Source organism: Pseudomonas sp. NPDC089392, from assembly GCF_044749595.1.
Classification (GTDB): Bacteria; Pseudomonadota; Gammaproteobacteria; order Pseudomonadales; family Pseudomonadaceae; genus Aquipseudomonas.
This window is the reverse complement of sequence record NZ_JBIVIF010000033.1, coordinates 1-24,507: the sequence shown is the minus strand read 5'-3', so window position 1 is coordinate 24,507 and position 24,507 is coordinate 1. Positions and strand designations below refer to the sequence as shown.

The window sequence follows — 24,507 nt, the reverse complement described above, 5'->3', positions numbered from 1 at the left end:
CTCAGTGCGACTAAACATGTCCGGTCGATACTGCTAGTACTGAGTCACACGCTTGGGACATTCATCGTGCGCAACGGTACTCCGATACAGGCTCACGATGATTGACTCTTCGCAAAATCAACGGACTCGGGGGCCTTCGCAGCGTTTCGACAAGTACATAACCTGTATGAACTTTGTACCTTCAGATGGAGACACCCGTAGGGGCAACGTTCCACAGCAGCTAGCCATGAGTCTCGGGTAACGTCATAACGCCCATTCGCTTGGAAGCTCCTTCGAAGTCCTGAAAGGGGCTGGGCTCAAAAATTGCCGTCCATCGGAAGCCAGATAACGCAGCGTTCCAACTGGTATTCCAAGCGAGTTAACCGATCCATCATTAAGCAACAAAAACATATAGATACCTACTTGTTTCAAATTACCCCGGCGCAACTGTGCCCAGTACCGCCATTAGCCACGTTACTTCGCAACTATTTTGACCATGCAGAGGACGAGAAGTGAATTGAGTAACGCCCCCGAATGGACAAAACCAGCCTTCAATCGCGACGCTGGCACAAGCTGCCAACGTCGTGAGCTGTCTTCCATTCAGGTACGTGGCGCAGGACGGGTAAGAAACTGGACCTCCACCCGACGATTTTTCTCGTCGCCTGGCTCAAGCCCCGGCAAAGGCTGGGAGTCGCCAAACCCGGCAACAATAACCCGCTTGGCTTGCTGTTCGTCGAGCAGTGCAATCAGCAGTTTACGTGCCTCGCGAGCCCGGGCTGCCGACAGCGTGAAGTTGTCGTCATACACCGTGCAGAACTTACTGTAGTCCGTCACCGGACGAGACACCTGGACGTTGTCCGTATGCCCCTCCACAAATACCTGGGCCTGCGCCGAACCACTCACAAACTCAGCTATTTTTGGCCCCAGGCTGGAAAGGGCGTGACGTGCTTCATCGGTTACACATGCACTACCGCGAGCAAAAACGCGGTCGCGCAAGGTGATTTTCGAGCCAGTCAGATCAAAAGATACCAACCCGGATTCGCCTTCGTCGTCCATGGTGCTGCGCATCGACTTGAGCATGTCCACCACTCGCTGCTGCTCAGTCTGCGCGCCTTGGGCTTTCTCTTGCTCGCGCTTGAGTGCGGCAAATTTGTTCTGCAGCACCGACAGCACCAGCAGCAGCATGACAACGGCCATCACCCCGGCCATCAAGTCAGAAATAGATACCCATTCATTTGGTTTCTCTTTCATGCTTCCTGCAAGACCTCAACTGGTTTGAGGGCGTGGATGTTGTCGTTGATACCCGTGGCCACCTCCAGCAACTGGGCCAACGATTGCTGAACCCTCAGGATCTCGTCTTTTGGCTTCAGCAGTTGGGTGGAGAGTTCATTGATGGAGGTGGGAACCTTCATAATGGCATCGGCGGCGTTGGCGTAGCGGGTGCTCTGGGTCAGGGTGCTGTGAATGCCCTCAAGTTGCGAGGAAACATCATTCGAGCTGTTACCCAGCGCCGTTACAACCCGTTCCAGGTTTTGTGGAAGCTCCTGAAGGGATGTTGCGATCTTCTCAAAGTTATTGGCCAACTTACCGATGCGCTGGTTACTGCTGGATACCGATTCCAGCCCACCACTGACGCTATTGCCAATCGCATCCATGTTGTTGCTCATGACCGTGACGTTCTCGCTCAGGGCGCTGCTCATGGCGGAGAATTGCACACTGGTCGCCTTCTGGACCACCGAGGCATGCTCCATATTCTTGGCAACTTCCTGCATGGCAGCATTGACGTTATCCGACATCCCGGCGATGGCGGTCGATATGTTGTCAGTTGCTGAGCGCAGATCACTGGCCATACCGACCATGCTGTCCTTGAAGCCCTCGCTCATCACCTGGATAGTTCCGCCCAGATCATGCTTCACCGACTCCATGATTTCCGAAAGCTTATGGGTAGCCCCACCCATCTGCTCAGACATTGCCTTCAGATTCTGCGTAAAGTCCTGATTCATGTTCGCCAGAACGCCGTTCAGGTCAGTCTTGACGCTTTGCAGCACCTCACCCATTTCACGGTTCAAGTCGTCGACCACCGCTGCCAGCCCGCCGGCAGCGCTACCCACCTGAACTGCGGCCTCGCCCATTTTTTCACCGGCTTTTTGCATCGCCTCCTGGTTCTCACGGCTTTTCTCGGTGAAACCGGCAAGCAATTCGTTTGTGCTTCGAGTGGCCGACTCGATAGCAGCGATCGGCTCAACAGCTTGAAGTAACGTGGCACCGTGGGTGGCGGCCTCCTGCGCGAACTGCTTGTTGCCCGACTCAATGCTAGCCAAGCCTTGCAGCAAGGTTTCGGTATGCAGCGCCTGCTGCTCGCTCGCCCGATTGGCGGCAGCCTGATGGCTATCCTGCAACCCGGCAAAGGCTACGGTCATCGCCTCAAGATGCGCGTTGTCACGCTGCTCAGCCTGATGGGCAAGGGTGTGGTAGTCCGTCAGCAGTTCAGCGAAGCCCTGCTTCATGGCTGCGATATGCGCTGCGTTTCGCGCGGTGTGCTGCCCATCAGCGTTCGATGCCAATTGCTGTTGCAGCGCCTCCAGGCTGGTGAAACCATGCGCCAAAGCTTCGGTGTTCGATGTCTGCTGTTCATTCGCTCGGTCGGCGGCAGCCTGATGGCTGTCTTGCAACCCTGCAAATGCAACTGTCATGGCCTCAAGGTGCGCGTTGTCGCGCTGTTCAGCCTGATGGGCAAGTGTGTGACAGTCCGTCAGCAGTTCAGCGAAGGACGCCTTCATGGCTTTGATATGCTCAGCGTTATGCGCGGCATGCCGAGCATCAGCCTCCGATGCCAATTGCTGTTGCAGCGCCTGGAGCTCTGCAAAGCGTTCCTTCAGCGACTCGACCTGAGCTTCATTCAACTTCGCCGCCTGGCTGACCAGCACTTTGTTGCCGGCCTGCAACGCCCCCAACCCGGTCTCAACGGCCTCAAACTTTTGCCCCCAGATCTTGTGAATCTGCCGCGCCTGCAGGTTCTGTTGCTCCATCGCCACTTTCATAGCGTCTGTCTGCACAGCCAGCGCGTCGACAATCAGTTGCGAGGAGCCCATCAGTGACTGATGCTGCCTTTCCTCACTCGCCAGTTTTTCCCGCTCGCGCATCTCGCGCGCCTGGCCGAGCTCGCCCTTCATCTTGTTGATGCACCACTTCAAGCGACGCTCTTCAAAACCACTCCAGGACTCCCATACCTTCAACAGAATGAATGCGATGATGCCCCAGGTCGACGTTTTGAACTTGGTGCCAAGGCCCTGCATCATGGCCATCAGGTTCTGCATCGAGTCATCCATCGCGCCGACGGATGAACCACTGTTTTGCAAAATCGAAGACGCTTTGTCCAGCGCCAGTCCCAGCCCCAGAAAAGTACCAAGCAAGCCGACGATCAACAGCAGGCCCGGCATCATGCCGGCCAGTTTCTCGGCGGGTGTTGCCACCGCCTGACTCAACTCGCTGATCGATCCATGCTCGACTTCGAGCCCGGAAGGAGTGGCCTCAAAATCCTCGCCCTCCCACTTGCGCTGCCAGGACACGGCATTGGCCCTCAGGCTGACCAGCAGCACTGAAAGCACCACCCCCAGGGCAATGACCGTGAAAAACACGATCTGAATGGGCTCCTGGGCGGGCGTCAGGAACTCGACGATATCCTTGATCACACCGTCACCTCGACTTCCTTGAACGCAGCGCCGCGAGCCTTGCAGTCGGCCTTGAAGATGTTCGCGAAGTCAGTAATCAACGCGCGCTCATCGGCGCTCAGCGAAGCCCACGGGCGGCCATTCTGGGCGCAGGCGATCAGCAGCATGCCAACCTCGCCACCTTCTTCGGCCAGGTATTCGCGGTCTTCCTCGATCAGGGTGGCCTCGTCCTTTTCCAGTAACTGCAGGAAACCTTCGGAGGCGTATACGTAATTGCGCTTCTCGCGGCCAGCGGTATCCAAAGCCTGCAACGTCGCGGTATCGCGGTCAGTGCTAACCACCAGGTTGCTCAACAGCACTTGTTCTTCGGCGCTAAGCGGCTCGATGTCCTTGGTCAGTTCCAGGCGACGGCGCAGTACCTTGTCCTTGGCCAGCTCCTTGTTGAGCACCGCCCATTGCTGCTCGATTGCTTCCACATCCAGCGCCCAGGCAATGATCATCTCCTCGAACACGAATGGCACCAGCGGCTTGCCGAACAACTTGATGGTCACCATATCCAGGCGCTGCGTTTGTTCCTGACTGAGTTGGGGGTTGTCGGCAATCAGGCCGTTCGCCGCTTCAATGATGAAGAACAGGTCCGGGTCTACGTTCTCGATAGACTTCAGGTCTTCCATCATCTGCTGGTAGCCGCCCAATAGCTTTTGCGCGGCGCGGATACGTAGGAAATGTTCGAAGTTCTGCACCGAGTCCTGGGCCACGGCACGGGAAACCTTGGCTTTTACCAGCAGGTAGTTGTTAACCAGCTCGCTGACTTTAAGCGCGTCCTTCTCTGACTCGGGCACCAGTGTCATGGCTTCGGCAAAGTGCTTGGCGTTAGCTTCGGCAGTGGCAATCTCGGCTTCATCGAGCATCTTGGCCTTCAGGTCACGGGCCATCTTGATGACCCAGTCCATCGCGTTCTGCAGGTTCTCGGCAATAGGGTGTTTGTCCAATTGTTCAATGAAAGCGAGTACACGCTCCAGGCCAATGGCCAACCCCTTTACCCACGGTAACGGCACGGCACTCGCCACCGCCAGCAACGCCGCTCGAGCTTTGCTGATGTACGGTTGCACCGTGCGCCAGACCTTCTGCACATCGCCTACAAAAGTCTCCGCCTCGTCAGCAAGCCAGCCAATCGCCTTGGCAGCAATCTCCTTGCCCTTTTTCACTACTGCCGAAGCAACCGAAACAACCTTGTTGATAATCGAACTGAACCATCCCATCACAAGCTCCTTAATTGACGCCCAGCAGCTTTCTTGCCGCGTCCAAGTTGTTGTTTGCGTTTGTACGTTGCTCTGTAGCCAAGGCAGTGTGAGTAGTACGCATTTGGCTGATTGCTTCTTCCAGATGTCGCAGTAGCAACACCGGTTCGCCCGGCTCCAGCAGCGGCTTGGGCAGCGCCAGGCGCAGGCAGCTGCGAATCTCGCGGCCAGAGAACCCCTCCGACAGCTCGGTGAGCGTCGACAACAGCGTCTCGCGGTCTTGCGCAATAGGAATGCCCGTCACCAGCATCCGCGACCAGATCGCATGACGCTCAAGCGCACCAGGCAGGTCGAACTGAACATGCTGTGAAATACGGCTGACAAACGCCGAGTCATAGTTCTTGGCAAAGTTGGTGGCGAAGATCACTACGCCTTCGTGCTTCTCCAGCTCGATCAACAAGGTCGAACGCATGGCGTTCACCTCGTTGTCGATACCTTGGGTCACGGAGGAAAGGCGCTTGCCCAGCAACGTGTCGGCCTCATCGAAAAACAGCACAGCCCCCTCTGCGGTGGCCGTCTTGAACACTTGGGCGATGTTCTTCGAGGTGTCGCCCATGAACTTGCTTTCAAGGTCGGCAATGCTCATGAACATCAGGGGCTTGCCCAGGCTACCTGCCAGGGCCTCAGCGGTCAGGGTCTTGCCGGTGCCGGGCGGCCCGAAAAAGTTCAGTACCACGCCCTTGCCGGCCGGGTCGACTGCAGCGAACCCCCAGTCGACGTAGATGGTCTGAAAATAGTTGATCTTGGCCAGCGCCTCGTTCAACTGCTGCCGCATAGAGGGGCCCAGCACCACGTCATCCAATGTGTAGCGCGCGGCCACCGCTTGCAGCGCAGGCTGCGGCGCGGCGAGAGCTTCAGTCTCGAGGCCTTCCTTCAGATGCGGTCGAATACGGCCGAGCAAGTAATCCTTTGAAGACATGGAAGCGCCTCGTTGTTGTCCATCACAGTATGCGCAGGGGTCCGTACATGCCTTGCGCATGGAGTTTGTCGAAAGCATATCGACGGGGTTGTGGATAACTTTATAGGTGGAGCAGAGCGAAAAGTGGCGTTTTGCCATTTACGCCATGCAAGTAGCGGAGATAGGGGTACAGCGCACCAAGCCGTGCTCCTGATAGCACTGACTTTTCGGGTTCACCGGATGCTTCGCATAAACAAGAAGCGCCTCCCGCCCATCATTTCCATGCTAAGCAACCCAGGAGGTCCGGTTCTGCAGTTCCCTGCAGAATGCAGCGGGCACTTGATAGCCAGAACAGCCCTCAGCCCCGCTAACGCCCCCGCCTCGCCAAAAACTCCGCCACTGCAGCCTCCAGCCACCCTGCCTCGCGCATCTTCAAATCAGTACTACCGCACCGCGGGCACACAACAAACAATTCCTGCGGCCTCAATGCATCACTACGCGGGGCGATGGTCTTCTTCCAGTTGCAGTCTTCACACACCAACGTGAAGGGCTTTGGTTTTATCGGCATGAATGCCTACTCCTGCAAAACGCTGCCAATAATCAGTCCGCAACCGGCACCAACGCCTGCAGCAACTCCACCTTGCGCTGCAACTGCGCCACATGCTCCCGCTCCGCCCGCAACGCCGACCGCAACTCGCGGTTCTCCGTCTCCCAAATCTGCAGCCAACGCAAATCCTTCTGGCAGTGTTCGACCTTTTTCCCAAGCTCGCCAAGCTTCAAGCCTTGCTGTATCAGCAGGATGATCCCCATCGCCACCAATGCACCCGTCGCAACCACTTCCGGCATAGTCATGCTCATGTCCTTTGCTGCCCCCGATGTATTCCGAAGACAGCCAAAAGATATGTAATGTAAAACTACACGTCTAGAATGTAGACTTATACAGGTAAAGTAATCGCGCACATGGAGAGGGTATGAAGTGCAAGCAATCCATCGAGCAGGCACGCCGAAAGATGGCACTTGGCTATCGCCTGTTCGAAACCGTTGCCTGGTGGGAAGGCCGGCTGACCACGGGGCACCTGGTGCAGAGCTTTGGCATCAGCCGTCAGCAGGCGTAAAGGACATCGGTACGTACATCACCGAACATACGTCCAAAAAATTGACACATCACAATCAGCTCATGGGCTACGTGCCAGGCAAGCAGTTCAAGTCGCTGTTCATCGACGACAGCGCTCGCCCTACCTACACCTGCTGTAACAGAACAATGAGCGGGCCCCGCACACGCTGGTCTACCCCGGTGTGCGCTGGCATGTGCGGGCCCAATGCGAAAAGAACAGCTAGTACCGCGACTTCGTCCTGAGCCGCCAGCGTGGGCGGCCAGACTTGTTCGAGGTATCGCAGTGCAACCTCAAAGAGTTGCAGCCATGGCTGATGCACGACTGACAGGCTACCCACGATCACAAGCTTTAGCACCTCCAGCGGCTACTGATGCTTACTTGCGAAGCAACTCATGCCTGAAGCGCGCCTCCAGAGAGGGTATTTCCAGCAGTACATCCTCGTCTTCCCATACATCGTAGGAACGATCCATCTCAATATCTCCGGCCATGAAGTCATCATCGAACGGAGCATCCTCATCGATCTCCTCGTAGAGCGACGACGTGTAGCCCTTGATCCAGAGCTTGCGCTTTTCGGCACTGACCACATAGCCAGAAGAGTACTCGCTACCTGGCAACCGCGCAGGCTCTGCAGAACCTTTGCGGCTGAGGGCGGTGATCGCAATGACCAGATGGGCCAATTCGTCCATGTCCGGGCAAACGAACTCGTGGAAAGCTGGCCAAAAATCCCTATCATCCTCAGAGGCTCGCCAACCTTTAGCGTCGTTGACCTCGCTAAGGTCTTCATACGGATGTGAATGGAACGTGCCAATCAGCTCCAGTTGCGGCCAGTACTCACCAAAGAAGTCGCGCTTCATCGCGATGGAGTCGAAATCGGGCTTCACCCATTCCGAGTGCCTGAGTGCAGAGGTTTCGACCGTTGCAACGACCGCAACCAAGCGAGCAGGAAGATTGTTACGCACGGGTAAGGCATACCCCCACAGCAAGCCGAACGTTTCAAGCTTCTTGTTGCTCGGCCCGCGCGCATGCGCCTTATGCGACACTTCATAAGCTTCGATCGCCGAAGTGAGCAACTGTGCCAGAACATGATCCTCAATAATTACCTGTGTCCGCATTTATTCCTTCCTGTGGATAGCTAATGGCCTGAATCGTTGCATGAGTGCCTAGGGTACTACCCAGGCATATAATGGCAATTCGCCCTTATGCTACCTCGCTTCCCTGCTCGAAGTACTGGTGGACGTGGGTTGACTCTCCCGGCTCCACCAGTTGCAGACTCCCCCGCCCTACCAGCTATAACTCAACTTGGCCGTAACCTCGCGCCCCGGGTTGTAGTAGTTCGCCGTTCCCGACCCCACCACATGCTGCTCGTCAAACAGGTTGCTGACATTCAGCGCAAGGTCGGTGCCCTTGGCAATCTTGTAGTTCAGCGCCGCGTCAAACAGCGTGGTGCCGTCGCTTTTCTTGGTGTTGGCAGCATCCATGTAATAGCCCCCTACGTACCGGGCACCCAGGCCAACGCTCACGTCAGTGCCGGCAATGTCGTAGTAGCTCCACAGCGAAGCCGTATGCTTCGGCGCCACGGTGAATTCCTTGCCCTTGAGGGAAGAACCGTCATACAGCGCACCACGCAGCACCTCAGTTTCCATGTAGGAATAGGCACCGATCAGGCTGAGGTTTTGCGTGACTTGCGCCTTGGCTTCCAGGTCCAGGCCACGTGCACGTGACTCGCCCACCGTCTGCTGCTCGATGATGCCGCTCGGCAGCACCACGGCGATCGTGACGTTTTCCTGGGTCAGGTCATAAACGGCGGCAGAGAACAACGCGTCCATGCCCAGCGGCGAGTACTTCACGCCTACTTCGTACTGCCTGCCGGTCTGCGGGGTTACGCCAACCTGCGGCGGCGAAACCGACTCCACCATGCTCACGTAGGTGGAGACTTCATCGTTGACGATGTAGGTCAGCGCACCACGGTACGAAGTTTCAGAGAAGTTGTCGCTTTGCTTGCTCACCCCGCCCACGTATTCCGTGCTGGACAGGTCCATGGAGTCATTACGCACACCCGCCGTCGCGATCAGGCGGTCATAGAAGGACAGGTTCTGCTGCAGGAACACGGCCTTGGTGGTGGCGTCGTTTTTCTTGCGGGTATAAGGCGTAACGCCTCCGGGAACGCCAGTGAACACTGGGTTGGCGATGTCGATGGAAGGTGCAAGGCTGTACACCGAACTTTGCCGGGTGGTCGAATCGAGATACTCCACCCCCACCAGGGTGCTGCTGTCGATGTGCTCGAACTGGGCATCGTACTGCAGCATCAGGTTGCCGTTGAGCTGGTCGGCATCGCTGTCAGTGCCGAACACGTAGCGCGGGATGGTGGTGCCAACCCGTGAAGCGCTGTCGCTCAGGTAGACATAACCAAAGTCATCGCTCAGCTCGCTGTAGCGCAGGTTGCTGCGCAGCGTGAAGCCGTTGTCGAAATCGTGGGTGATGTTGCCGCTGAGGCTGGTGCGCTCGACATCGTGGAAGTTATAGCTGGGCTCACCAAAGAAATCGCTGCGGTCGTATTCCTTGTCCAGCGGGTAGCCTCCACTGTTCGGCGAGCTGTTGGTCTTCAGGTAGTCGAGGATCACCGTGGCCGAGGTGAAGTCGGTAGGCGCCCAAGTCAGGCCGCCCATCACGAAGCGGTTGTCGTCCTGCGAGTGGTCGTACTCGCGGTCGCTGTTCTGCATTTTGGCCGTGAAACGGCCGGCCAGGGTCTGTTCGTCGTTCAACGCATCGCCCACATCAATGCCGGTCTCGGCATGATCATAGGAGCCATAGGTCACGTAGCCTTGTCCGAACTTTTCGAAGCGCGGCTGTTTGGTCACGAAGTTCAGCGAGCCACCTGGGTCTGCCGGGCCAAACAGGGTGGAGTTGGCGCCGCGCAAAATCTCGATGCGCTCGTAGGCATAAAGGTCTTCGCGCACGCCACGCATCGAGCTCAAGGTCAGGCCGTCACGGTAGGTGGTGGCCTGGAAGCCGCGGATCTGGAAGTAGTCGTTGCGGTCGTCCGAGCCGTAGAAGTCGCTGACCACACCCGGGGTATATTGAAGCGCCTCTTCCGTAGTGCTGACGCTACGCTGCTGCATTTCCTTGTTGGTAACCACAGACACGGAAGCTGGCGTGTTGAGGATGCTGGTCGCTACCTTGCCACCGACCCACAGTTCCTTGGCAACCACCGAGTTAGTGTCATCGTCGGCACTGGCCTTGACCTTGGCATTGATGATCACCGGCGCCAGCCGATAGTCCTCGGTCGCGCCCAGCTCCAGCGGGCCGGCTGGCTTTGGCTGCGGCACCACCAGGTAAGCACTCGGGCCTTGCTGCTCAGCCTGAAGTTCGGTCCCCTGCAACAAAGACGAGAGTGCAGCCGAGGTCCCCAGCGTACCCTGCACGCCCGCCGTGTTGCGGTTGGCTACGCTCTGTGCGTCGAAGGACAGGCTGATACCCGCCTGGCGTGCAAAGTGGTCAAGCGCCGGGGCCAGTGGGCCACCAGGAATGTCCCAGTGCCGGACCTGGGTGTTGTGCTCAGCGCTAGCAGCTTGCGCAAGCACAGGCAGCGCATAGCTGCCGACAACCAGGCCCAGGAAAGCAGCGTGCACAGCACGGCTCAATGGATGGCGCTGTAAAACCGGGGTAAAACTCATTTTCTCGCTCCGTAGAGAGGGTCGGCGGGCTGGCCTGTATTCCGGCCTTCTCTACAAGCCGAACGAGAATGAGAAAACACCTCATTTATTTTTCGTCAACGTCCTTCCGTTGTGCGTCCTCCTGGCTTGCAAACGGATCGAACGCGGGGTCGTTCAGCTTCAGGATGTGATTCTTGATGGCGTTACCGGCCAGTTCGACGTACTCCATATAGAAGTCCTTACCCAGTTGCCGCAACGGTGAGCCCTTTAACGAGTCCGCGACAGCGCGCAGCGTTATAACCCCGGAGTCCTCAGCGATGCTCTCGACGCTGCGGACACGCCTCTCAGGGGTGTCGTAAGGCTTCTGGTACCAGGTAGCGACCTGATACTGGATACCCTCCCTTTCAAGCGCACTGAACAGATGGCTGGCAAACGCGATACTGGTTTCGCGAATCAGGCCTGGGTCGATATCGAGCTTTTCAAGCAGCACCTCAGTGGGCTGATAGGCCACATACAGCAGGTCGGCGATGGTATAGCCGGGCATGGGTGGAAACACGCCTGGCGGTAGCTCGGCTGCAGGAATTGACAACTGGTCGGAATAATCTTCGTTGTGCACGGGAAGCTCCTTGCCTCGGTAGGGTTTGCAGGCGGGTGCCAGCAGCATCCGCACGCCATTGCTGGCGCGCTGTGAAATGACATTTTCCGATTAAATTAGTTGCACGCAAGATTATTTCCTGGTGCTCGCCTCATGATTGAACGTCCACCCGTGGCGCCTCCTGCAGGGCTGACAGAGGCCGACTAAGCAACATGCCAACCAGCACTGCGAACAGCAGCGCTGTTACGCCCGCAACCTGTAACACGGCGTCGAAACCACCGATGAACGCCTGGCGGGCCAAGGGAGCTACTGTTTCTCGAAGGCCGGGGTCGAGCATGGCCAGTGCCGCTGGCAGGTCACCTGCAGCAACCCGTGTAATCATGGCTGCCACCTGGTCCGAATGCCCCGGTGCCACCACAGCCATGGCCTCTTGCAGCAGCTGCCCGCTTCTCGCTGCCAGCACGCCACCAAGCACACCAATGGCCAGCACGATCGCGCCGAACCGCGTGGTGGTACTCAACCCCGAAGCCATGCCGGTGCGCTCACGCGGCACGCAGGCCATGATGTTTTTCTGCGTGTCGCCATTGAGCAGCCCCGCGCCAGCGCCCAGCACCAGGCTGGCCAGCGCGAACGCGCCATAGCCGCCGTGGCGCGTAGCCCAGGCACACAGCAGGTTGCCCACGCCCACCAGCACCAGGCCCAACGCAAACACCTGCGCGGGGCTCAAGCGGGTGGCCAGGCGCATTCCCACCCGCGGTGTCAGCAGCATGGCCACGGCAAACGGCAGCATACCGGCCCCGGCGGCCAGGGCTGACAGTTGCAAGCCGTTCTGCAAGTACAGCGGCAGCAACGTCATCATCACCTGGGCACAGGCGGCATAGGCGAACATGCCCAGCAAGGACCCCACGAAACGCCCGCTGCGCATCAGTTGCAGGTCGATCATGGGGCGCTCCTGGCTGCGCTCGACCATGACGAACAGGCCGAACAGGAAAGCGCTGATTACCAGCCGACCCAGGGTTTGCGCGCTGCCCCAGCCCACCTGGTTGGCATCGATCATCGCCCAGATCAGGTAGCCCAGGCTGCCGGCGAAAGTCAGGCTGCCCCAAGGGTCGAGCCTCGCCGCTGCACTGTCGCGCGACTCTTCGACACTGCGCATGACCATGATGGCCAGCAGCGCCACCAACGGCAGGTTGATGTAGAAGATCCAGCGCCAGCCCAAAGTGCTGGCAATCACCCCACCGAGCAGTGGCGCGAAGGTGATGGTGGCGCCCATGCAGGCGCCCCAGAAAGCCCAGGCACGCATGCGCTCCTGCGGCTGGTGGAAACGGTTGCCGATCGCAGCCAGGGCCGAGGTCAGCAGCAATGCTGCGCCTACGCCCTTGGCGGCCCTGGCCAAGTCGAGGAATAGCAGGGTGGGCGCCGCGCCGCAGGCCAGCGAGGCGATGCCGAACAGGGCAAGGCCGATCAGCAGCATGCGCCGTCGGCCAAAGCGGTCGGCCAGGCTGCCGGCGGGTAGCAGGCAGGCGGCGAAGGCTAGCAGATAGGCGCTGACTACCCATTCGATATCGGCGAACGAGCCGGACAGGTCGCGGGCGATACTGGGCAGGCTGACCGCGACGATGTTGGTGTCGAGGATGATCAGGGCGCAGACCAGGGAAGCGGTGAGCAGAGTGAAACGCGCAGAGGGCATGGTGAGGCTCCGGATGCTGAGCGGGCTGGTTTGGAGGGTGCTTTTCTCCTGCAAGATCGCCGGGGCTGCTTTGCAGCCCATGCGATTCCACAGGCAAACTTTGCCCCCAAGCCACCAGCCTTGTAGTGTTGGCCTCACCATAGCGCCGCCAGCACTCAGCCTTGTTAGCCCCGGCGGACTGCGTCATTACCCTGTAGGTAACACCCATGGAAATCCGCCATTTCCGTTATTTCCTCTGCGTCGCCCGCCACGGCCATTTCACCCGGGCCGCCGAGCAGCTGGGCATCGCCCCGCCTACCCTCAGCCGGCAGATCCAGGACATGGAACGCGAGCTGGGCGTGCGCCTGTTCGAGCGCAATCAACGCGAGGTCAACCTCACTGCCGCCGGCCAAGCCCTGTTTATCGAAGCCGAACATGCCGTGCGCCAGTTCGACGCCGCGCAACTGGGCGCACAACGGGCCGCCCGTGGCGAAAGCGGGCGTATCGAACTGGGCTACGTCGCCTCTGCCGCCTACTCAGGCATGCTCCAGCAGCAAGTCAGCCAGTACAGCGAAACCTGCCCCGGTGTGCGCCTGAACATCCGCGAACTGCCCATGGCCGAACTGCCCGGCATGGTCCGCGATGGGCTGCTCGACCTGGCCTATGTGCGCTCGCCCATGGAGCTACCGGAACAACTCGACGCCATCGCCTTGCACCAGGAAGGATTCGTCCTCGCCCTGCCCGCCAGCTCGCGGATCAATGAAGTGCCACAGATCCCCGCCTCGCGCCTGGCCAATGAAACCTTCATCCTGCCCGAGCAGATATCCGGCACGCTGGAGGTGGCGGCACAAGGCGGCTTCGTCCCGCGCCTGGGTCCGCAGCCCGGCAGCCTGGTGGCGGTGGTTACCTTGGTATCACTCGGCCAGGGCATCGCTGTGGTGCCGGAGTCGGTGGTGCAGCGCATCAGCCTGCCGCAGGTGAACTACCGGCGGATCGTCGACTGCCAGGCCAGCTCGTGGCTGAGCCTGATCCACCGGCGCTTCGAGAAAGCGCCAGCGGTGAAACGTTATGTGGAAAGCGTGATGAGCGGCACTTGATGATTGCTCAAGCCCCCTGATCCTCAGCAGCACCCAAGGCATAAAACTCATGCAGTTTGGCTTGCAGCAGCGCCTTGTCTGGCAAGCGTGTCTGATACTCCGCAATCAGCGCTGGAGACAAACTTCGATTGAGCGCGTACTCGACCACCTCGTCATCCCTGCTGGCGCATAGCAACACGCCGATGACAGGGTTTTCATGAGGCTTACGCTCATTGCGATCCAACGCTTCCAGATAGAAGTCCAGTTTGCCCAGATACTCGGGTTCGAAGCGGCCGACTTTGAGTTCGATGGCTACCAGGCAGTTGAGGCCACGGTGGAAGAACAGCAAATCCAGTGCGAAGTCGCGGCCGCCGACCTGTAGCGGGTATTGAGAGCCGACGAAGCAGAAATCCCGGCCCAGCTCGATCAGGAACTGCTTTAGCCGGTCCATCAGTGCGCAATGCAAATCTGCTTCGCCATGCACACCAGGAAGGCCCAGGAATTCGACCATATAGGCATCTCGAAAGACGTCCATAGCCGCCGGATAATTCTGTCTCAGCGCTGCTGAGACTTTTGCCGGACTAGCGACGCAGCGCTCATATAAAGCGGATTTCAGTTGACGCTCGAGCTCACGCCGTGACCAATGCTCTTGTACGGCCTTGCGTACATAAAACTCACGCTCATCATGCTGCTTGCACTGCCCGAGAATGATGAGGTTGTGACTCCAGGACAATTGTCGCACCAGTGGTGCGACTTTCTCATCGGCTCGGTACAAATCGTAGAACTGACGCATGCGGAACAAGTTCGCACGCGTGAATCCGCGCAACCCAGGCTGCGTTCGAGCAAGATGAACGGCCAGCTGGCTGACCACCGAATCCCCCCACTCAGCCCGCTCCAGCTTGCGGCTGATGTAGGCCCCCACCTGCCAGTACAAATCAATCAACTGTGTATTGACCGCCTGCACCGCCCGTTGCCTGGCATCCTGAATCAACCCGAGCACTTCCTCGAACCGGTCATCCTTTACCGAAGGAAGGGCCGCCGGCGCTTGTGCTTTTTGTCCAGCGCTCATGCATCGACTCCCTCTATGAATTCGACAGGAAGTCTACGCCCGACAAGCCGAGGTCTGACGGCCTGCAACACCAAACAAGTGTTTCAAAAAAACAAAGGGCACCCATCCACTGGTGCCCTCTGCCCTACCGCCAGGTGAACTCAATCACCCCATCGAACGCGCCCCCACTGGTTGCGCATGGCCCCGCGAAGTCACGATCCCCAGGAAGGAAATCACGATCGCCAGGCCCAATGTTGCACTCACTTCCGCCCGGTGCTCAGGCGTATACATCATCACCGCCAGCGCCCCGCCAATGAAGATGATCACCGCCCAGGTCAGGTACGGGAACAGCCACATGCGAAACTTAAGCTCGGTGTTCTCCCGCTCCAGGCGGCGGCGCATGCGCAGCTGCGAGATGGCGATGACCATGTACACCAGCAGGGCGATAGCGCCAGAACTGGCCAGCAGGAACTCGAACACGCCCTTCGGTGCGAAGTAGTTGAGGATGGCGATGGCTGCACCGATCAGGGTGCTGCCGAATACCGCAGCACGCGGTACACCCACCTTGGAGGTCTTGTTGAGGAAGGCCGGGGCGTCACCGCGCTTGGCCAGCGAGTACATCATCCGCGAGGCGATGTAGATCGACGAGTTCATGCAGCTGGTCACCGCCACCAGCACCACCAGGTCGACCATGAACGCCGCGTTAGGGATGTTCATGATCTCCAGCGCGCGCTGGTACGAGCCCACCACGGCCAGCTGTGGGTCGTTCCACGGCACCACCGAGATGATCACGAAGATCGACAGGATGTAGAAGGTGCTGATCCGCCAGATCACTGAACGGGTGGCCTTGGCGATGTTGCGCGACGGGTCGCTGGATTCGGACGCGGCGATGGTCACCGCCTCGGTGCCGATGAAGCTGAACATCACGGTGATGAACGCACCGACCACCGCCGACCAGCCCTTCGGCGCAAAGCCGCCGTGTTCGGCGATCAAACCGCTAAGGCCGCTGACTTCGCGGTTGGGCAGCCAACCCATCAGCGCGGCAAAGCCCAGGCCGATGAAGCCGAGAATCGCCGTGACCTTGAGGATGGCAAACCAGAACTCGAATTCGCCGTACTTGGCCACGCTGAACAGGTTGGTGCAGGCCAGCAACAGCACCGACGCCAGGGCGAAGATCCAGCTGTCCACCTGCGGGAACCAGGCGTTCAGCACATGCCCGGCGGCCAATGCTTCGATAGGAATCACCAGTACCCAGAACCACCAGTACAGCCAGCCGATGGTGTAGCCGGCCCAGCGGCCGATGGCCTGGTCGGCATAGGTGGAAAACGATCCGGTGTCAGGGTGTGCCACGGCCATTTCGCCGAGCATGCGCATGACCAGTACCACCAGGGTGCCGGCCACGAAATAGGAAATTATGGTTGCTGGCCCGGCCGCCGCGATGGCGTGACCAGAGCCGACGAAAAGCCCGGCGCCGATGATACCGGCGATGGACAGCATCGTTACATGACGTGGCTTGAAACCTTGTGCAAGGTTGCCATCAGATCCCACGGTGTTCATTGATGTTGTTCTCTTTTTGCTGACACAAGGATGGGGGCAGGCGTAGGCGAAAATATCTCCTTTGAATTCAATAAGTCGACACGTTGCTCGCGTGCTGTTGTTGATCTTTGGGACGCATCACAATGCAAGGTGTCAGTGCGGTTCGGGCTTCATTTAAGCCCCGCGGGGCTGTGGGAAATTACACGAGAACGCCCCGGAACTGTTCGATCACGACAGGGCATCTCCGTTAGCGCCAGATGTCGCGAATGGCATGTCCGATCGCGTCACCGGGCCGTTTGGCGCTTTTGTTTTTCATTTGGATGTGTTCCGCCTATGCCGGCCTCTTCGCGGGTAAACCCGCTCCCACAGGTCCTCCACAGGTCCTGATGCTTGTGCAATTCCTGTGGGAGCGGGTTTACCCGCGAAGAGGCCGGCACAGGCATCACCACTTTCCAGCCACCCACAAAAAAGCCCCGGTCACCCGGGGCCTCTGTTGCCAAGGCGTCTGCCTACGCCTGCCCGGTACGCTCGAAGCGCCGGGCCAGCAACAGGTAAGCGAGGATCCCCAGCACGCCATGGGCGGCCACGAACCAGAGTGCGTTGTGGAACGAGCCGGTACTGGCCACCACATAACCAATCACCAGCGGGGTAACGATGCCGGCGATGTTGCCGATGCCGTTGAACACGCCGCCGCACAGGCCAACCATGTTTTTCGGCGCCACATCCGACAGCACCGCCCAGCCCACCGCCGCCAGGCCCTTGCCGAAGAACGCCAGGGTCATCAGGGCGATCACCGCCGCGTTGCCGTCCACATAGTTGGCCAGCACCAGGCTGGTCGACAGCGCCATGCCGATGATGAACGGCGTCTTGCGTGCCCTGGACGGGTGCACGCCACGGCGGATCAGCCAGTCGGACACGAAGCCGCCAAGGATGCCACCGGTAAAGCCACAAATTGCAGGCAACGCGGCCACCCAGCCAGCTTCCATGATGGTCATGCCACGGCCCTTGATCAGGTAGATCGGGAACCAGGTGATGAAGAAGTAGGTCAGCGCGGTAATGCAGTACTGGCCCAGGTACACCGCCCACAGGTTGCGACTGGTGAACAGCGGCGCCAACTGCGCCCGGGTCAGTTTGCTTTTGGCGGTCTTGCGTTCCTTTTCCAGGTCGACCAGGGCGCCGCCTTCGCGCATGTAATCCAGCTCTTCGCGGCTCAGCCCCGGTGCGCTGTGCGGCTCATGGTACAGGCGGAACCACACCACGCTCAGCACCAGGCCCAACACACCCATCCAGACGAACACCTGCTCCCAGCTCAGCGCATGGGTCATCCACGCCATCAGCGGGGCGAACACCACCACGGCCATATACTGCGCCGAGTTGAATAGTGCCGAGGCGGTGCCGCGCTCGCGGGTGGGGAACCAGCAGCTGACGATGCGCGAGTTGGCCGGGAAAGCCGGCGACTCCACCAGGCCGAGCATGAAACGCATGGAAAACAGCGCCACCGCCGCCGACGTACCGGCCAGCCCCATCCAGCCCACAGTGCCTTGCAGCAAGGTGAACAGCGACCAGAGGATCAGGCTGATGCCGTAGACACGGCGGGCACCGAAGCGGTCGAGCAGCCAGCCACCGGGCACCTGGCCCAAGGCGTAGGCCCAGGCGAACGCGGAGAAGATCATGCCCAGCATGACCGGGTCCAGGCCGAGGTCCTTGAGCACCTCGGTGCCGGTGATCGAAAGGGTGGCGCGGTCTGCATAGTTGATGACGGTGATGACGAAGATCAGCGCCAGGACCAGGAAGCGATGGCGACCGATCCCGACCACGGCCTGCGGTGCGGCGACGGCGGATTTGCTGTGCATGTGGACCCTCTTGCTTCTCGGTGGAAGCGATTGTTCTTGTGCGGAGAAGGTGTGGCCCCTTGGGGCCTTTGTGTTGCCTGTACCGGCCTCTTCGCGGGTGAACCCGCTCCCACAGGGACACCACAGCTCCTGAGGTTTGTGGTGATCCTGTGGGACACCACAGGCCCTGAGGCTTGCGGAGATCCTGTGGGAGCGGGTTCACCCGCGAAGAGGCCCTAGAGGTGAATCACCCGATTCGGCGGCACCTCCCCCCGAAAGCAGGCCTCCAGGTTGTGCAAGACCATGCGCCCCATCTCCAACCGGGTCTGCAGCGTGGCGCTGCCCCGGTGCGGTTGCAGGCTGACCTGGTTGAGGTCACGCAAGGCCGGCGGCACATGCGGCTCATCGACGAACACATCCAGCCCGGCCCCGGCGATGCGCTGCTCACGCAATGCCTCTACCAGCGCGTCTTCATCCACCAACTTGCCGCGCGCAACGTTGATCAGGTAACCCTGCGGCCCTAGCGCCTCCAGCACCTCGGCTGTCACCAGCACCTGCCCGCCATCGGCGGCAGCGGCGACCACCAGCACATCCACGGAGCGCGCCAGCGCAACCAGGTCCGCTTCATAGCGGTACCCCGTATTCGGCTGTTCACGGCGCCCGTTGTAGGCAATACGCATGTCGAATGCCGCCGCACGCCGGGCAATCGCCTTGCCCACCTGGCCGAGGCCGACAATGCCCAGTTCGACGCCACTGACCCGGCGCGCCAGCGGCAGGTCGACCTTGCCCCACAAGCCGTCGCGCACCAGCCGCTCCCCCTCACCCAGGCGTCGCAGGGTGTTGATGATCAGGCCCATGGCCAGGTCGGCCACATCGGCGGTGAGCACGCCTGGCGTGGTGCTGACATGAATACCGCGGCTGGCCGCATGGCGCAGGTCCACGGCATCGGTGCCAATGCCGCTGATGGCGATGATCTCAAGGGCGGGCAGCTGGTCCATCAGTGCGTTGGACAGGCCCTTGGCGCCGCCCGTGACAACGCCACGAATGCGCGGGCCAGCTTCGTCGAGCAACTGCTGCGGGTTGTGATGCTGATACAGGCGGTGCACCTGATAGGCACTGACCAGTTGGGCGTCGATGGCCTCGGGGACGGGTTGGGTCAGCAGCACTTCGATGAGGTTGTCGTTCATAGTGGGCATCCGGCAGTTCGAAGACATGACTCGATGCTAGGCCGCCGTTTGATACAGGTCTAATATAGATACTGGATCGAATAATTCAGGAATTGAATCATGGAGCTGCACCAGCTGCGCTGTTTCGTGGCCGTTGCCGAAGAGCTGCATTTCGGCCGCGCCGCTACCCGCCTGCACATGACCCAACCGCCCCTGAGCCGGCAGATCCAGCTGCTGGAACATGCCCTTGGCGTATTGCTGCTCGAGCGCAACAACCGCCAGGCGCGGCTGACCCTGGCGGGCCAGAGCTTCCTCGAAGACGCCCGGCGTATCCTGCAAATCGCCGAGTCGGCCAGCCAATCGGCGCGGCGCATCGCCCACGGCGAAGCGGGCCGGCTGACCTTGGGGTTCACGGCGGTGGGTGCCTACAGCATGATCCCGCGCTTGCTGGTGCATGCCGGGCAGACGCTGCCGGATATCGAACTGGTGCTCAGCGAGCGCGTCTCCAGCACCCAGGTGCACGACCTGGAAGCGGGGCTGATCGATGTTGGCCTGGTGCGCCAGGTGCTGCCCAGCGCGCGCGTGGAGTACTTGCCGATCCACCGCGAGCCCTTCGTCGCCGCCCTGCCCGCCGGGCATGCGCTGGCGGCGCGCGAACGGCTCAGGCCGAGCGACTTCGACGCGCAGCCGTTCGTGATGTACAGCGCAAACGAAGGGCGCTATTTCCATGACCGCATCGCCAACCTGTTTGCCCGGCATGAAGTGCAGCCACGGTACTTGCACCAGTTGGGGCAGACTCATTCGATTCTGGGGCTGGTCAATGTGGGGCTGGGGTGTGCGGTGGTGCCGGCCTCGGCGCAGGCCCTGCGCCTGGAGCAGGTGGTGTTCAGGCCGCTGTTGGGGATGGAGCAGCAGGCAGAGATCTTCCTGGCATTCTGCAGGGATAACCCCAACCCGGTGCTGGGGGCATTCGTCGAGATGGCTCGGGCGTTTTTTGAAAAAGGTTAGCCTGTACCGGCCTCTTCGCGGGTAAACCCGCTCCCACAAGTACAGCGCACACTTCAGGTGCTGCACCGAACCTGTGGGAGCGGGTTCACCCGCGAAAGGGCCCTCTGATTCAACGCACCAGGCAAGGCCGTTTGTTATCGAAGCTCCACCCCGGAACCAGGAACTGCATCGCCACGCTGTCATCCCGCGCGCCCAACCCCATGTTGCGGTAGCACTCATGGGCCTTGGCCAGCTGGTCTTCATCCAGCTCCACCCCCAGCCCCGGCCGCGCAGGCACATGCACATGCCCGTCGACAATGCGCAGCGGCTCGCGGGTCAGGCGCTGGCCATCCTGCCAGATCCAATGGGTGTCGATCGCGGTGATCTCACCCGGCGCCGCAGCCGCCACCTGGGTGAACATCGCCAGCGAGATGTCGAAGTGGTTGTTCGAATGCGAACCCCAGGTCAGCCCCCAGTCGTTGCACATCTGTGCCACCCGCACCGAGCCCTGCAAGGTCCAGAAGTGCGGGTCGGCCAGCGGAATGTCCACCGACTGCAACTGGATCGCATGGCCCATCTGCCGCCAGTCGGTGGCGATCATGTTGGTGGCCGTGCGCAGGCCGGTGGCGCGGCGGAACTCGGCCATCACTTCACGGCCCGAATAGCCGTTCTCGGCACCGCACGGGTCTTCGGCGTAGGCCAGTACATTGTGTTTGTCGCGGCACAGGGCAATGGCTTCTTTCAATGACCACGCGCCATTCGGGTCGAGGGTAATGCGCGCTTCGGGGAAACGTTCGGCCAGCGCCGTCACCGCTTCCATCTCTTCCTCGCCACGCAGCACGCCACCCTTGAGCTTGAAGTCACTGAAGCCATAACGTGCCTTGGCCGCTTCGGCCAGGCGCAGCACCGCCTCCGGGGTCAGGGCCTTTTCGTGGCGCAGGCGGAACCAGTCGTCATCAGCATCGGCTTCGTTGCGATAGGCCAGGTCGGTCTGCTGGCGGTCGCCGATATAGAACAGGTAACCGAGCATCTTCACCGCTTCGCGCTGCTGCCCTTCGCCCAGCAGAGCCGCCATCGGCACGTTCAGGTGCTGGCCAAGCAGGTCGAGCAGCGCCGACTCAATTGCGGTTACCGCATGCACGGTAATGCGCAGGTCAAAAGTCTGCAGCCCGCGGCCGGCTGAGTCGCGGTTGGCGAAGGTCTGGCGCATGGCATTGAGCACGCGCTGATAGTGGCCGATCGGCTGGCCCACCACCAGGCTGCGGGCATCTTCCAGGGTCTGGCGAATTTTCTCGCCGCCAGGCACTTCGCCCAGGCCGGTGTTGCCAGCGCTGTCACGCACCACCACCACGTTACGGGTGAAGAACGGGCCATGGGCGCCACTGAGGTTGAGCAGCATGCTGTCGTGGCCAGCCACCGGGATCACCCGCAGGTCGGTGACCACAGGGGTGCTGCTGTGAACGGCGGGGGTTGTCTGCATATTCATGGTTGTTGTCTCGCAGTCATCAGTGGGTCTGGCCCAAGGCCGACGGGGCCTTGAGGTCATCAGAAGGGGCGCCCTTTGGGCGAATGCGTACAAAGAAGATGGCAATGGCCGCCAGTACCGAGGTCACCGCCAGGCCGTACAAGCCGCCCTGGATCGAGCCGGTCTGCTGCTCCAGCAGGCCGAAGGTGGTGGGGGCGACGAAGCCGCCGAGGTTGCCGATGGAGTTGATCAGGGCAATCACCGCTGCGGCGATACGGGCGTCCAGGTAACCCTGGGGGATCGGCCAGAACAGTGCCGACGCCGACTTGAAACCAATGGCCGCGAAGCACACGGCGACAAAGGCGAACACCGGCCCACCGGTGGTGGACATGAACATGCCGATAGCCGCAATCACCAGGGCACCCGCCACCCAGGCCTGCTGGAACTTCCAGCGTGCAGAACCGGCAGCGAAGGCATACATGGCCAGGATCGAGATCAGCCAGGGGATCGAGTTGAAGAAGCCAACCTGCAGGTCGCTGAGGTCGCCCATGCGCTTGATGATGCTCGGCAGCCAGAAGGTGGCGGCATAGATAGTCAGCTGGATGCAGAAGTAGATCAGGCAGAACAGCACGATCTGGCGGTCCTTGAGCAGGCTCCAGGCCGAAGGCTTGACCGCACCGATGGCCTCGCGCTCACGCTGCTCGCGGTCGATGGTGGCTACCAGCGCGTCCTGCTCGGCCTGACTCAGCCACTTGGCATCCTGCGGCTTGGAGTCGAGCCAGAAGAACACGAAGAAGCACAGCGTTACCGAGGCCATGCCTTCGATGAACAGCATCCATTGCCAGCCGTGCAGGCCCAGGCCCTGGATCTGCATCAGCGCCCCGGCCAGCGGCCCGGAAATCAGCGAGGCCAGCGCCGAGCCGCTGAGGAAGATGGCAATCGCCTTGCCCCGCTCGGCGGCGGGCAACCAGCGGGTGAAGTAGTAGATCACCCCGGGGAAGAAGCCCGCTTCGGCAACGCCGAGCAGAAAGCGCAGCACATAGAACTGGGTTTCACTCTGCACAAAGGCCATGGCCGTGGCCACCAGCCCCCAGGTGAACATGATGCGCGTCAGCCACAGGCGTGCACCAACCTTCTGCAGCAGCATGTTCGAAGGCACTTCGAACAGTGCGTAGCCGATGAAAAACAGGCCCGCGCCAAAGCCAAAGGCCGCAGCGCTGATACCCAGGTCGCTTTCCAGGTGTGGGCGGACGAAGCCGATATTGACGCGGTCGAGGTAGTTGACGATGAACATGATGACGAACAGCGGCAGGACGTGGCGCTTGACCTTGGCCACGGCGCTGGCCAACGTGTCGCCTTCATTCCGGGCAGACGGAGCGAGGGTGTCGTTCACTTGCGGATCTCCCACTAATTGTTTTTGTGCGGGTCGAGGTTGTCTGACATGGCAGTGGGGATGAGCATATGCGCAGCGCAGTTGTACGACAAGATGATCAAAGTCGGCAAAATAACAAAATACAAGCTGTCACAATGCAAGTTTGCAGCGATCTTTCAAAAACAGAGAAGCTACTGGCGGCTTTGGCCGCTGGAAAAATCGGCAAAAAATATTTTTATGATTTAACTTGTCGTACAAGCACAACAAGAAGCGGATCACACCATGGAAACCGAACACGTCCATAAACGCGGCCACAGCCGCGCCCACGACCTGGTCTCCAGCCTGACCCAGCAGATTTTGCTAGGCACCTTCAAACCAGGCGACAAGTTGCCCTCGGAGAACACCTTGGTGCGCGAACACGGGGTCAGCCGCACGGTGGTCCGCGAAGCCTTGTCGAAGTTGCAGGCCTCGGGGCTGGTGGAGCCTCGCCACGGTATCGGTACCTTCGTGATGGAGCGCCAGGCCCAGGCTGGCCTACGCATCGCGGCGGAAAGTGCGGCGAATGTGCGCGACCTGCTGGAACTGCGCATTGGCCTCGAAGGCCAGGCCGCTGCCCTGGCTGCGCTGCGCCGTGATGAAGGGCACCTGGCGCGCATGCGCCAGGCCCTGGATGACTACCAGGACCTGGCCGCCGCGGGCGACAGCTGCATCGAAGCCGACCGGCGCTTTCACCTGCTGATTGCCGAGGCTACCGGCAACCTGTATTTCACCGAGATGCTGCTGCAGCTGGGCAACGGCCTGATCCCGCGCAACCGTATGGCTGCGGCCGAACGCAGCGGGGCCAAGCTGGCGCGGCAGGCGTACCTGGCCAACCTGGAGCATGAGGCGATCCTCAATGCCATCCGCCGGCAAGACCCGGATTCGGCCCGGGCGGCGGTGTGCCTGCACCTGTCCAACAGCCGGGACCGGCTGTTGCCCTAGGGCCCAGGGATCGTCTTTGGTGATGTTGCGCCTGTGAGATCGAGCGCCGCAGCGTTCGCCGTGACATATTCAGCGCCTGTGAAATCGAGCGCCGCCAGTGTTCGCCGAAACATTTTCAGCGCCTATGAGATCGAGCGCCGCCCGCGCGGCGCTTCGCGGCTAA

The 24,507-nt window shown here is 60.4% G+C and carries 18 protein-coding genes and 1 pseudogene; 4 read left to right on the top strand and 15 right to left on the bottom strand.

Annotation, left to right across the window (positions count from 1 at the left end; genetic code table 11):
* Positions 1 to 579 precede the first annotated feature (579 nt).
* The 5 genes from ACIP1G_RS23340 to ACIP1G_RS23320 form a co-directional block, all read right to left on the bottom strand.
* On the bottom strand, positions 580 to 1,230 hold the full coding sequence (locus ACIP1G_RS23340; protein WP_400741144.1) for a flagellar motor protein MotB: 651 nt from the start codon (positions 1,228 to 1,230) through the stop codon (positions 580 to 582).
* Positions 1,227 to 3,671 carry a hypothetical protein gene (locus tag ACIP1G_RS23335; RefSeq protein WP_400741142.1) on the bottom strand — a complete coding sequence of 815 codons (2,445 nt, stop codon included), beginning with the start codon at positions 3,669 to 3,671 and terminating at the stop codon, positions 1,227 to 1,229. Before ACIP1G_RS23335 ends, ACIP1G_RS23340 begins: the two co-directional genes overlap by 4 nt.
* Positions 3,668 to 4,912, bottom strand: coding sequence for a hypothetical protein (locus ACIP1G_RS23330; RefSeq protein ID WP_400741140.1), 1,245 nt, complete (start codon positions 4,910 to 4,912; stop codon positions 3,668 to 3,670). Before ACIP1G_RS23330 ends, ACIP1G_RS23335 begins: the two co-directional genes overlap by 4 nt.
* 10 nt (positions 4,913 to 4,922) lie before the next feature.
* Entirely contained in the window at positions 4,923 to 6,008 is a 1,086-nt protein-coding gene (locus tag ACIP1G_RS23325) for an ATP-binding protein (protein ID WP_400741138.1), read from the bottom strand.
* Positions 6,009 to 6,449: 441 nt separating this feature from the next.
* On the bottom strand, positions 6,450 to 6,701 hold the full coding sequence (locus ACIP1G_RS23320; protein ID WP_400741136.1) for a hypothetical protein: 252 nt from the start codon (positions 6,699 to 6,701) through the stop codon (positions 6,450 to 6,452).
* Between the two features lie 119 nt (positions 6,702 to 6,820).
* Here ACIP1G_RS23320 and ACIP1G_RS23315 point away from each other — a divergent pair.
* Positions 6,821 to 7,274: pseudogene (locus ACIP1G_RS23315) on the top strand (WYL domain-containing protein); the annotation flags it as partial.
* A gap of 64 nt (positions 7,275 to 7,338) precedes the next feature.
* Here ACIP1G_RS23315 and ACIP1G_RS23310 read toward each other — a convergent pair.
* From ACIP1G_RS23310 to ACIP1G_RS23295, 4 genes are all read right to left on the bottom strand, one after another.
* Positions 7,339 to 8,076, bottom strand: coding sequence for a hypothetical protein (locus tag ACIP1G_RS23310; protein ID WP_400741134.1), 738 nt, complete (start codon positions 8,074 to 8,076; stop codon positions 7,339 to 7,341).
* Between the two features lie 168 nt (positions 8,077 to 8,244).
* Complete coding sequence (locus ACIP1G_RS23305) at positions 8,245 to 10,638, bottom strand: TonB-dependent siderophore receptor (RefSeq protein WP_400741133.1); 2,394 nt, start codon at positions 10,636 to 10,638, stop codon at positions 8,245 to 8,247.
* An 85-nt stretch (positions 10,639 to 10,723) separates the two neighbouring features.
* On the bottom strand, positions 10,724 to 11,233 hold the full coding sequence (locus ACIP1G_RS23300; protein WP_400741131.1) for a hypothetical protein: 510 nt from the start codon (positions 11,231 to 11,233) through the stop codon (positions 10,724 to 10,726).
* Between the two features lie 130 nt (positions 11,234 to 11,363).
* Positions 11,364 to 12,902, bottom strand: a complete 1,539-nt coding sequence (locus ACIP1G_RS23295) for an MFS transporter (RefSeq protein WP_400741129.1) — start codon at positions 12,900 to 12,902, stop codon at positions 11,364 to 11,366.
* A gap of 206 nt (positions 12,903 to 13,108) precedes the next feature.
* Between ACIP1G_RS23295 and ACIP1G_RS23290 the strand changes: the two genes are divergently transcribed.
* Positions 13,109 to 13,978: a LysR family transcriptional regulator gene (locus ACIP1G_RS23290; RefSeq protein WP_400741127.1), complete on the top strand. Its 870-nt coding sequence runs from the start codon at positions 13,109 to 13,111 to the stop codon at positions 13,976 to 13,978.
* A gap of 7 nt (positions 13,979 to 13,985) precedes the next feature.
* Here the strand turns inward: ACIP1G_RS23290 and ACIP1G_RS23285 are convergent, their stop codons facing one another.
* The 4 genes from ACIP1G_RS23285 to ACIP1G_RS23270 all read right to left on the bottom strand — a co-directional run bounded on the left by ACIP1G_RS23285 (position 13,986) and on the right by ACIP1G_RS23270 (position 19,560).
* Positions 13,986 to 15,026: a YhcG family protein gene (locus ACIP1G_RS23285; protein ID WP_400741125.1), complete on the bottom strand. Its 1,041-nt coding sequence runs from the start codon at positions 15,024 to 15,026 to the stop codon at positions 13,986 to 13,988.
* A gap of 144 nt (positions 15,027 to 15,170) precedes the next feature.
* Entirely contained in the window at positions 15,171 to 16,562 is a 1,392-nt protein-coding gene (locus ACIP1G_RS23280) for an amino acid permease (RefSeq protein ID WP_400741124.1), read from the bottom strand.
* 488 nt (positions 16,563 to 17,050) lie between these two features.
* A complete protein-coding gene (locus tag ACIP1G_RS23275; protein WP_400741123.1) occupies positions 17,051 to 18,394 on the bottom strand; it encodes an MFS transporter in 1,344 nt (447 codons plus the stop codon).
* Positions 18,395 to 18,609: 215 nt separating this feature from the next.
* Positions 18,610 to 19,560 carry a 2-hydroxyacid dehydrogenase gene (locus ACIP1G_RS23270; RefSeq protein ID WP_400741121.1) on the bottom strand — a complete coding sequence of 317 codons (951 nt, stop codon included), beginning with the start codon at positions 19,558 to 19,560 and terminating at the stop codon, positions 18,610 to 18,612.
* Positions 19,561 to 19,659: 99 nt separating this feature from the next.
* Between ACIP1G_RS23270 and ACIP1G_RS23265 the strand changes: the two genes are divergently transcribed.
* Positions 19,660 to 20,547 (top strand): LysR substrate-binding domain-containing protein, encoded by an 888-nt coding sequence (locus ACIP1G_RS23265; RefSeq protein ID WP_400741120.1) that lies wholly within the window; start codon positions 19,660 to 19,662, stop codon positions 20,545 to 20,547.
* 109 nt (positions 20,548 to 20,656) lie between these two features.
* On the opposite strand, the gene gudD is transcribed toward ACIP1G_RS23265, so the two are convergent.
* Positions 20,657 to 22,012: a glucarate dehydratase gene (gene gudD / locus ACIP1G_RS23260; RefSeq protein WP_400741118.1), complete on the bottom strand. Its 1,356-nt coding sequence runs from the start codon at positions 22,010 to 22,012 to the stop codon at positions 20,657 to 20,659.
* Positions 22,013 to 22,031: 19 nt separating this feature from the next.
* Positions 22,032 to 23,384 (bottom strand): MFS transporter, encoded by a 1,353-nt coding sequence (locus tag ACIP1G_RS23255; protein ID WP_400741116.1) that lies wholly within the window; start codon positions 23,382 to 23,384, stop codon positions 22,032 to 22,034.
* A gap of 261 nt (positions 23,385 to 23,645) precedes the next feature.
* On the opposite strand from ACIP1G_RS23255, the gene ACIP1G_RS23250 reads away from it, so the two are divergent.
* Entirely contained in the window at positions 23,646 to 24,344 is a 699-nt protein-coding gene (locus tag ACIP1G_RS23250; RefSeq protein ID WP_400741115.1) for a FadR/GntR family transcriptional regulator, read from the top strand.
* Positions 24,345 to 24,507: the final 163 nt, after the last annotated feature.

Excerpts from the sequence above, each read along its gene's own strand:
- ACIP1G_RS23295 (WP_400741129.1), bottom strand. The coding sequence starts at position 12,902 with ATGCCCTCTGCGCGTTTCACTCTGCTCACCGCTTCCCTGGTCTGCGCC.
- ACIP1G_RS23310 (WP_400741134.1), bottom strand. The coding sequence starts at position 8,076 with ATGCGGACACAGGTAATTATTGAGGATCATGTTCTGGCACAGTTGCTC.
- ACIP1G_RS23250 (WP_400741115.1), top strand. The coding sequence starts at position 23,646 with ATGGAAACCGAACACGTCCATAAACGCGGCCACAGCCGCGCCCACGAC.
- ACIP1G_RS23285 (WP_400741125.1), bottom strand. The coding sequence starts at position 15,026 with ATGAGCGCTGGACAAAAAGCACAAGCGCCGGCGGCCCTTCCTTCGGTA.
- ACIP1G_RS23275 (WP_400741123.1), bottom strand. The coding sequence starts at position 18,394 with ATGCACAGCAAATCCGCCGTCGCCGCACCGCAGGCCGTGGTCGGGATC.
- ACIP1G_RS23290 (WP_400741127.1), top strand. The coding sequence starts at position 13,109 with ATGGAAATCCGCCATTTCCGTTATTTCCTCTGCGTCGCCCGCCACGGC.
- ACIP1G_RS23320 (WP_400741136.1), bottom strand. The coding sequence starts at position 6,701 with ATGACTATGCCGGAAGTGGTTGCGACGGGTGCATTGGTGGCGATGGGG.
- ACIP1G_RS23325 (WP_400741138.1), bottom strand. The coding sequence starts at position 6,008 with ATGGCAAAACGCCACTTTTCGCTCTGCTCCACCTATAAAGTTATCCAC.
- ACIP1G_RS23330 (WP_400741140.1), bottom strand. The coding sequence starts at position 4,912 with ATGGGATGGTTCAGTTCGATTATCAACAAGGTTGTTTCGGTTGCTTCG.
- ACIP1G_RS23305 (WP_400741133.1), bottom strand. The coding sequence starts at position 10,638 with ATGAGTTTTACCCCGGTTTTACAGCGCCATCCATTGAGCCGTGCTGTG.
- ACIP1G_RS23270 (WP_400741121.1), bottom strand. The coding sequence starts at position 19,560 with ATGAACGACAACCTCATCGAAGTGCTGCTGACCCAACCCGTCCCCGAG.
- ACIP1G_RS23280 (WP_400741124.1), bottom strand. The coding sequence starts at position 16,562 with ATGAACACCGTGGGATCTGATGGCAACCTTGCACAAGGTTTCAAGCCA.
- gudD (WP_400741118.1), bottom strand. The coding sequence starts at position 22,012 with ATGAATATGCAGACAACCCCCGCCGTTCACAGCAGCACCCCTGTGGTC.
- ACIP1G_RS23340 (WP_400741144.1), bottom strand. The coding sequence starts at position 1,230 with ATGAAAGAGAAACCAAATGAATGGGTATCTATTTCTGACTTGATGGCC.
- ACIP1G_RS23265 (WP_400741120.1), top strand. The coding sequence starts at position 19,660 with ATGGAGCTGCACCAGCTGCGCTGTTTCGTGGCCGTTGCCGAAGAGCTG.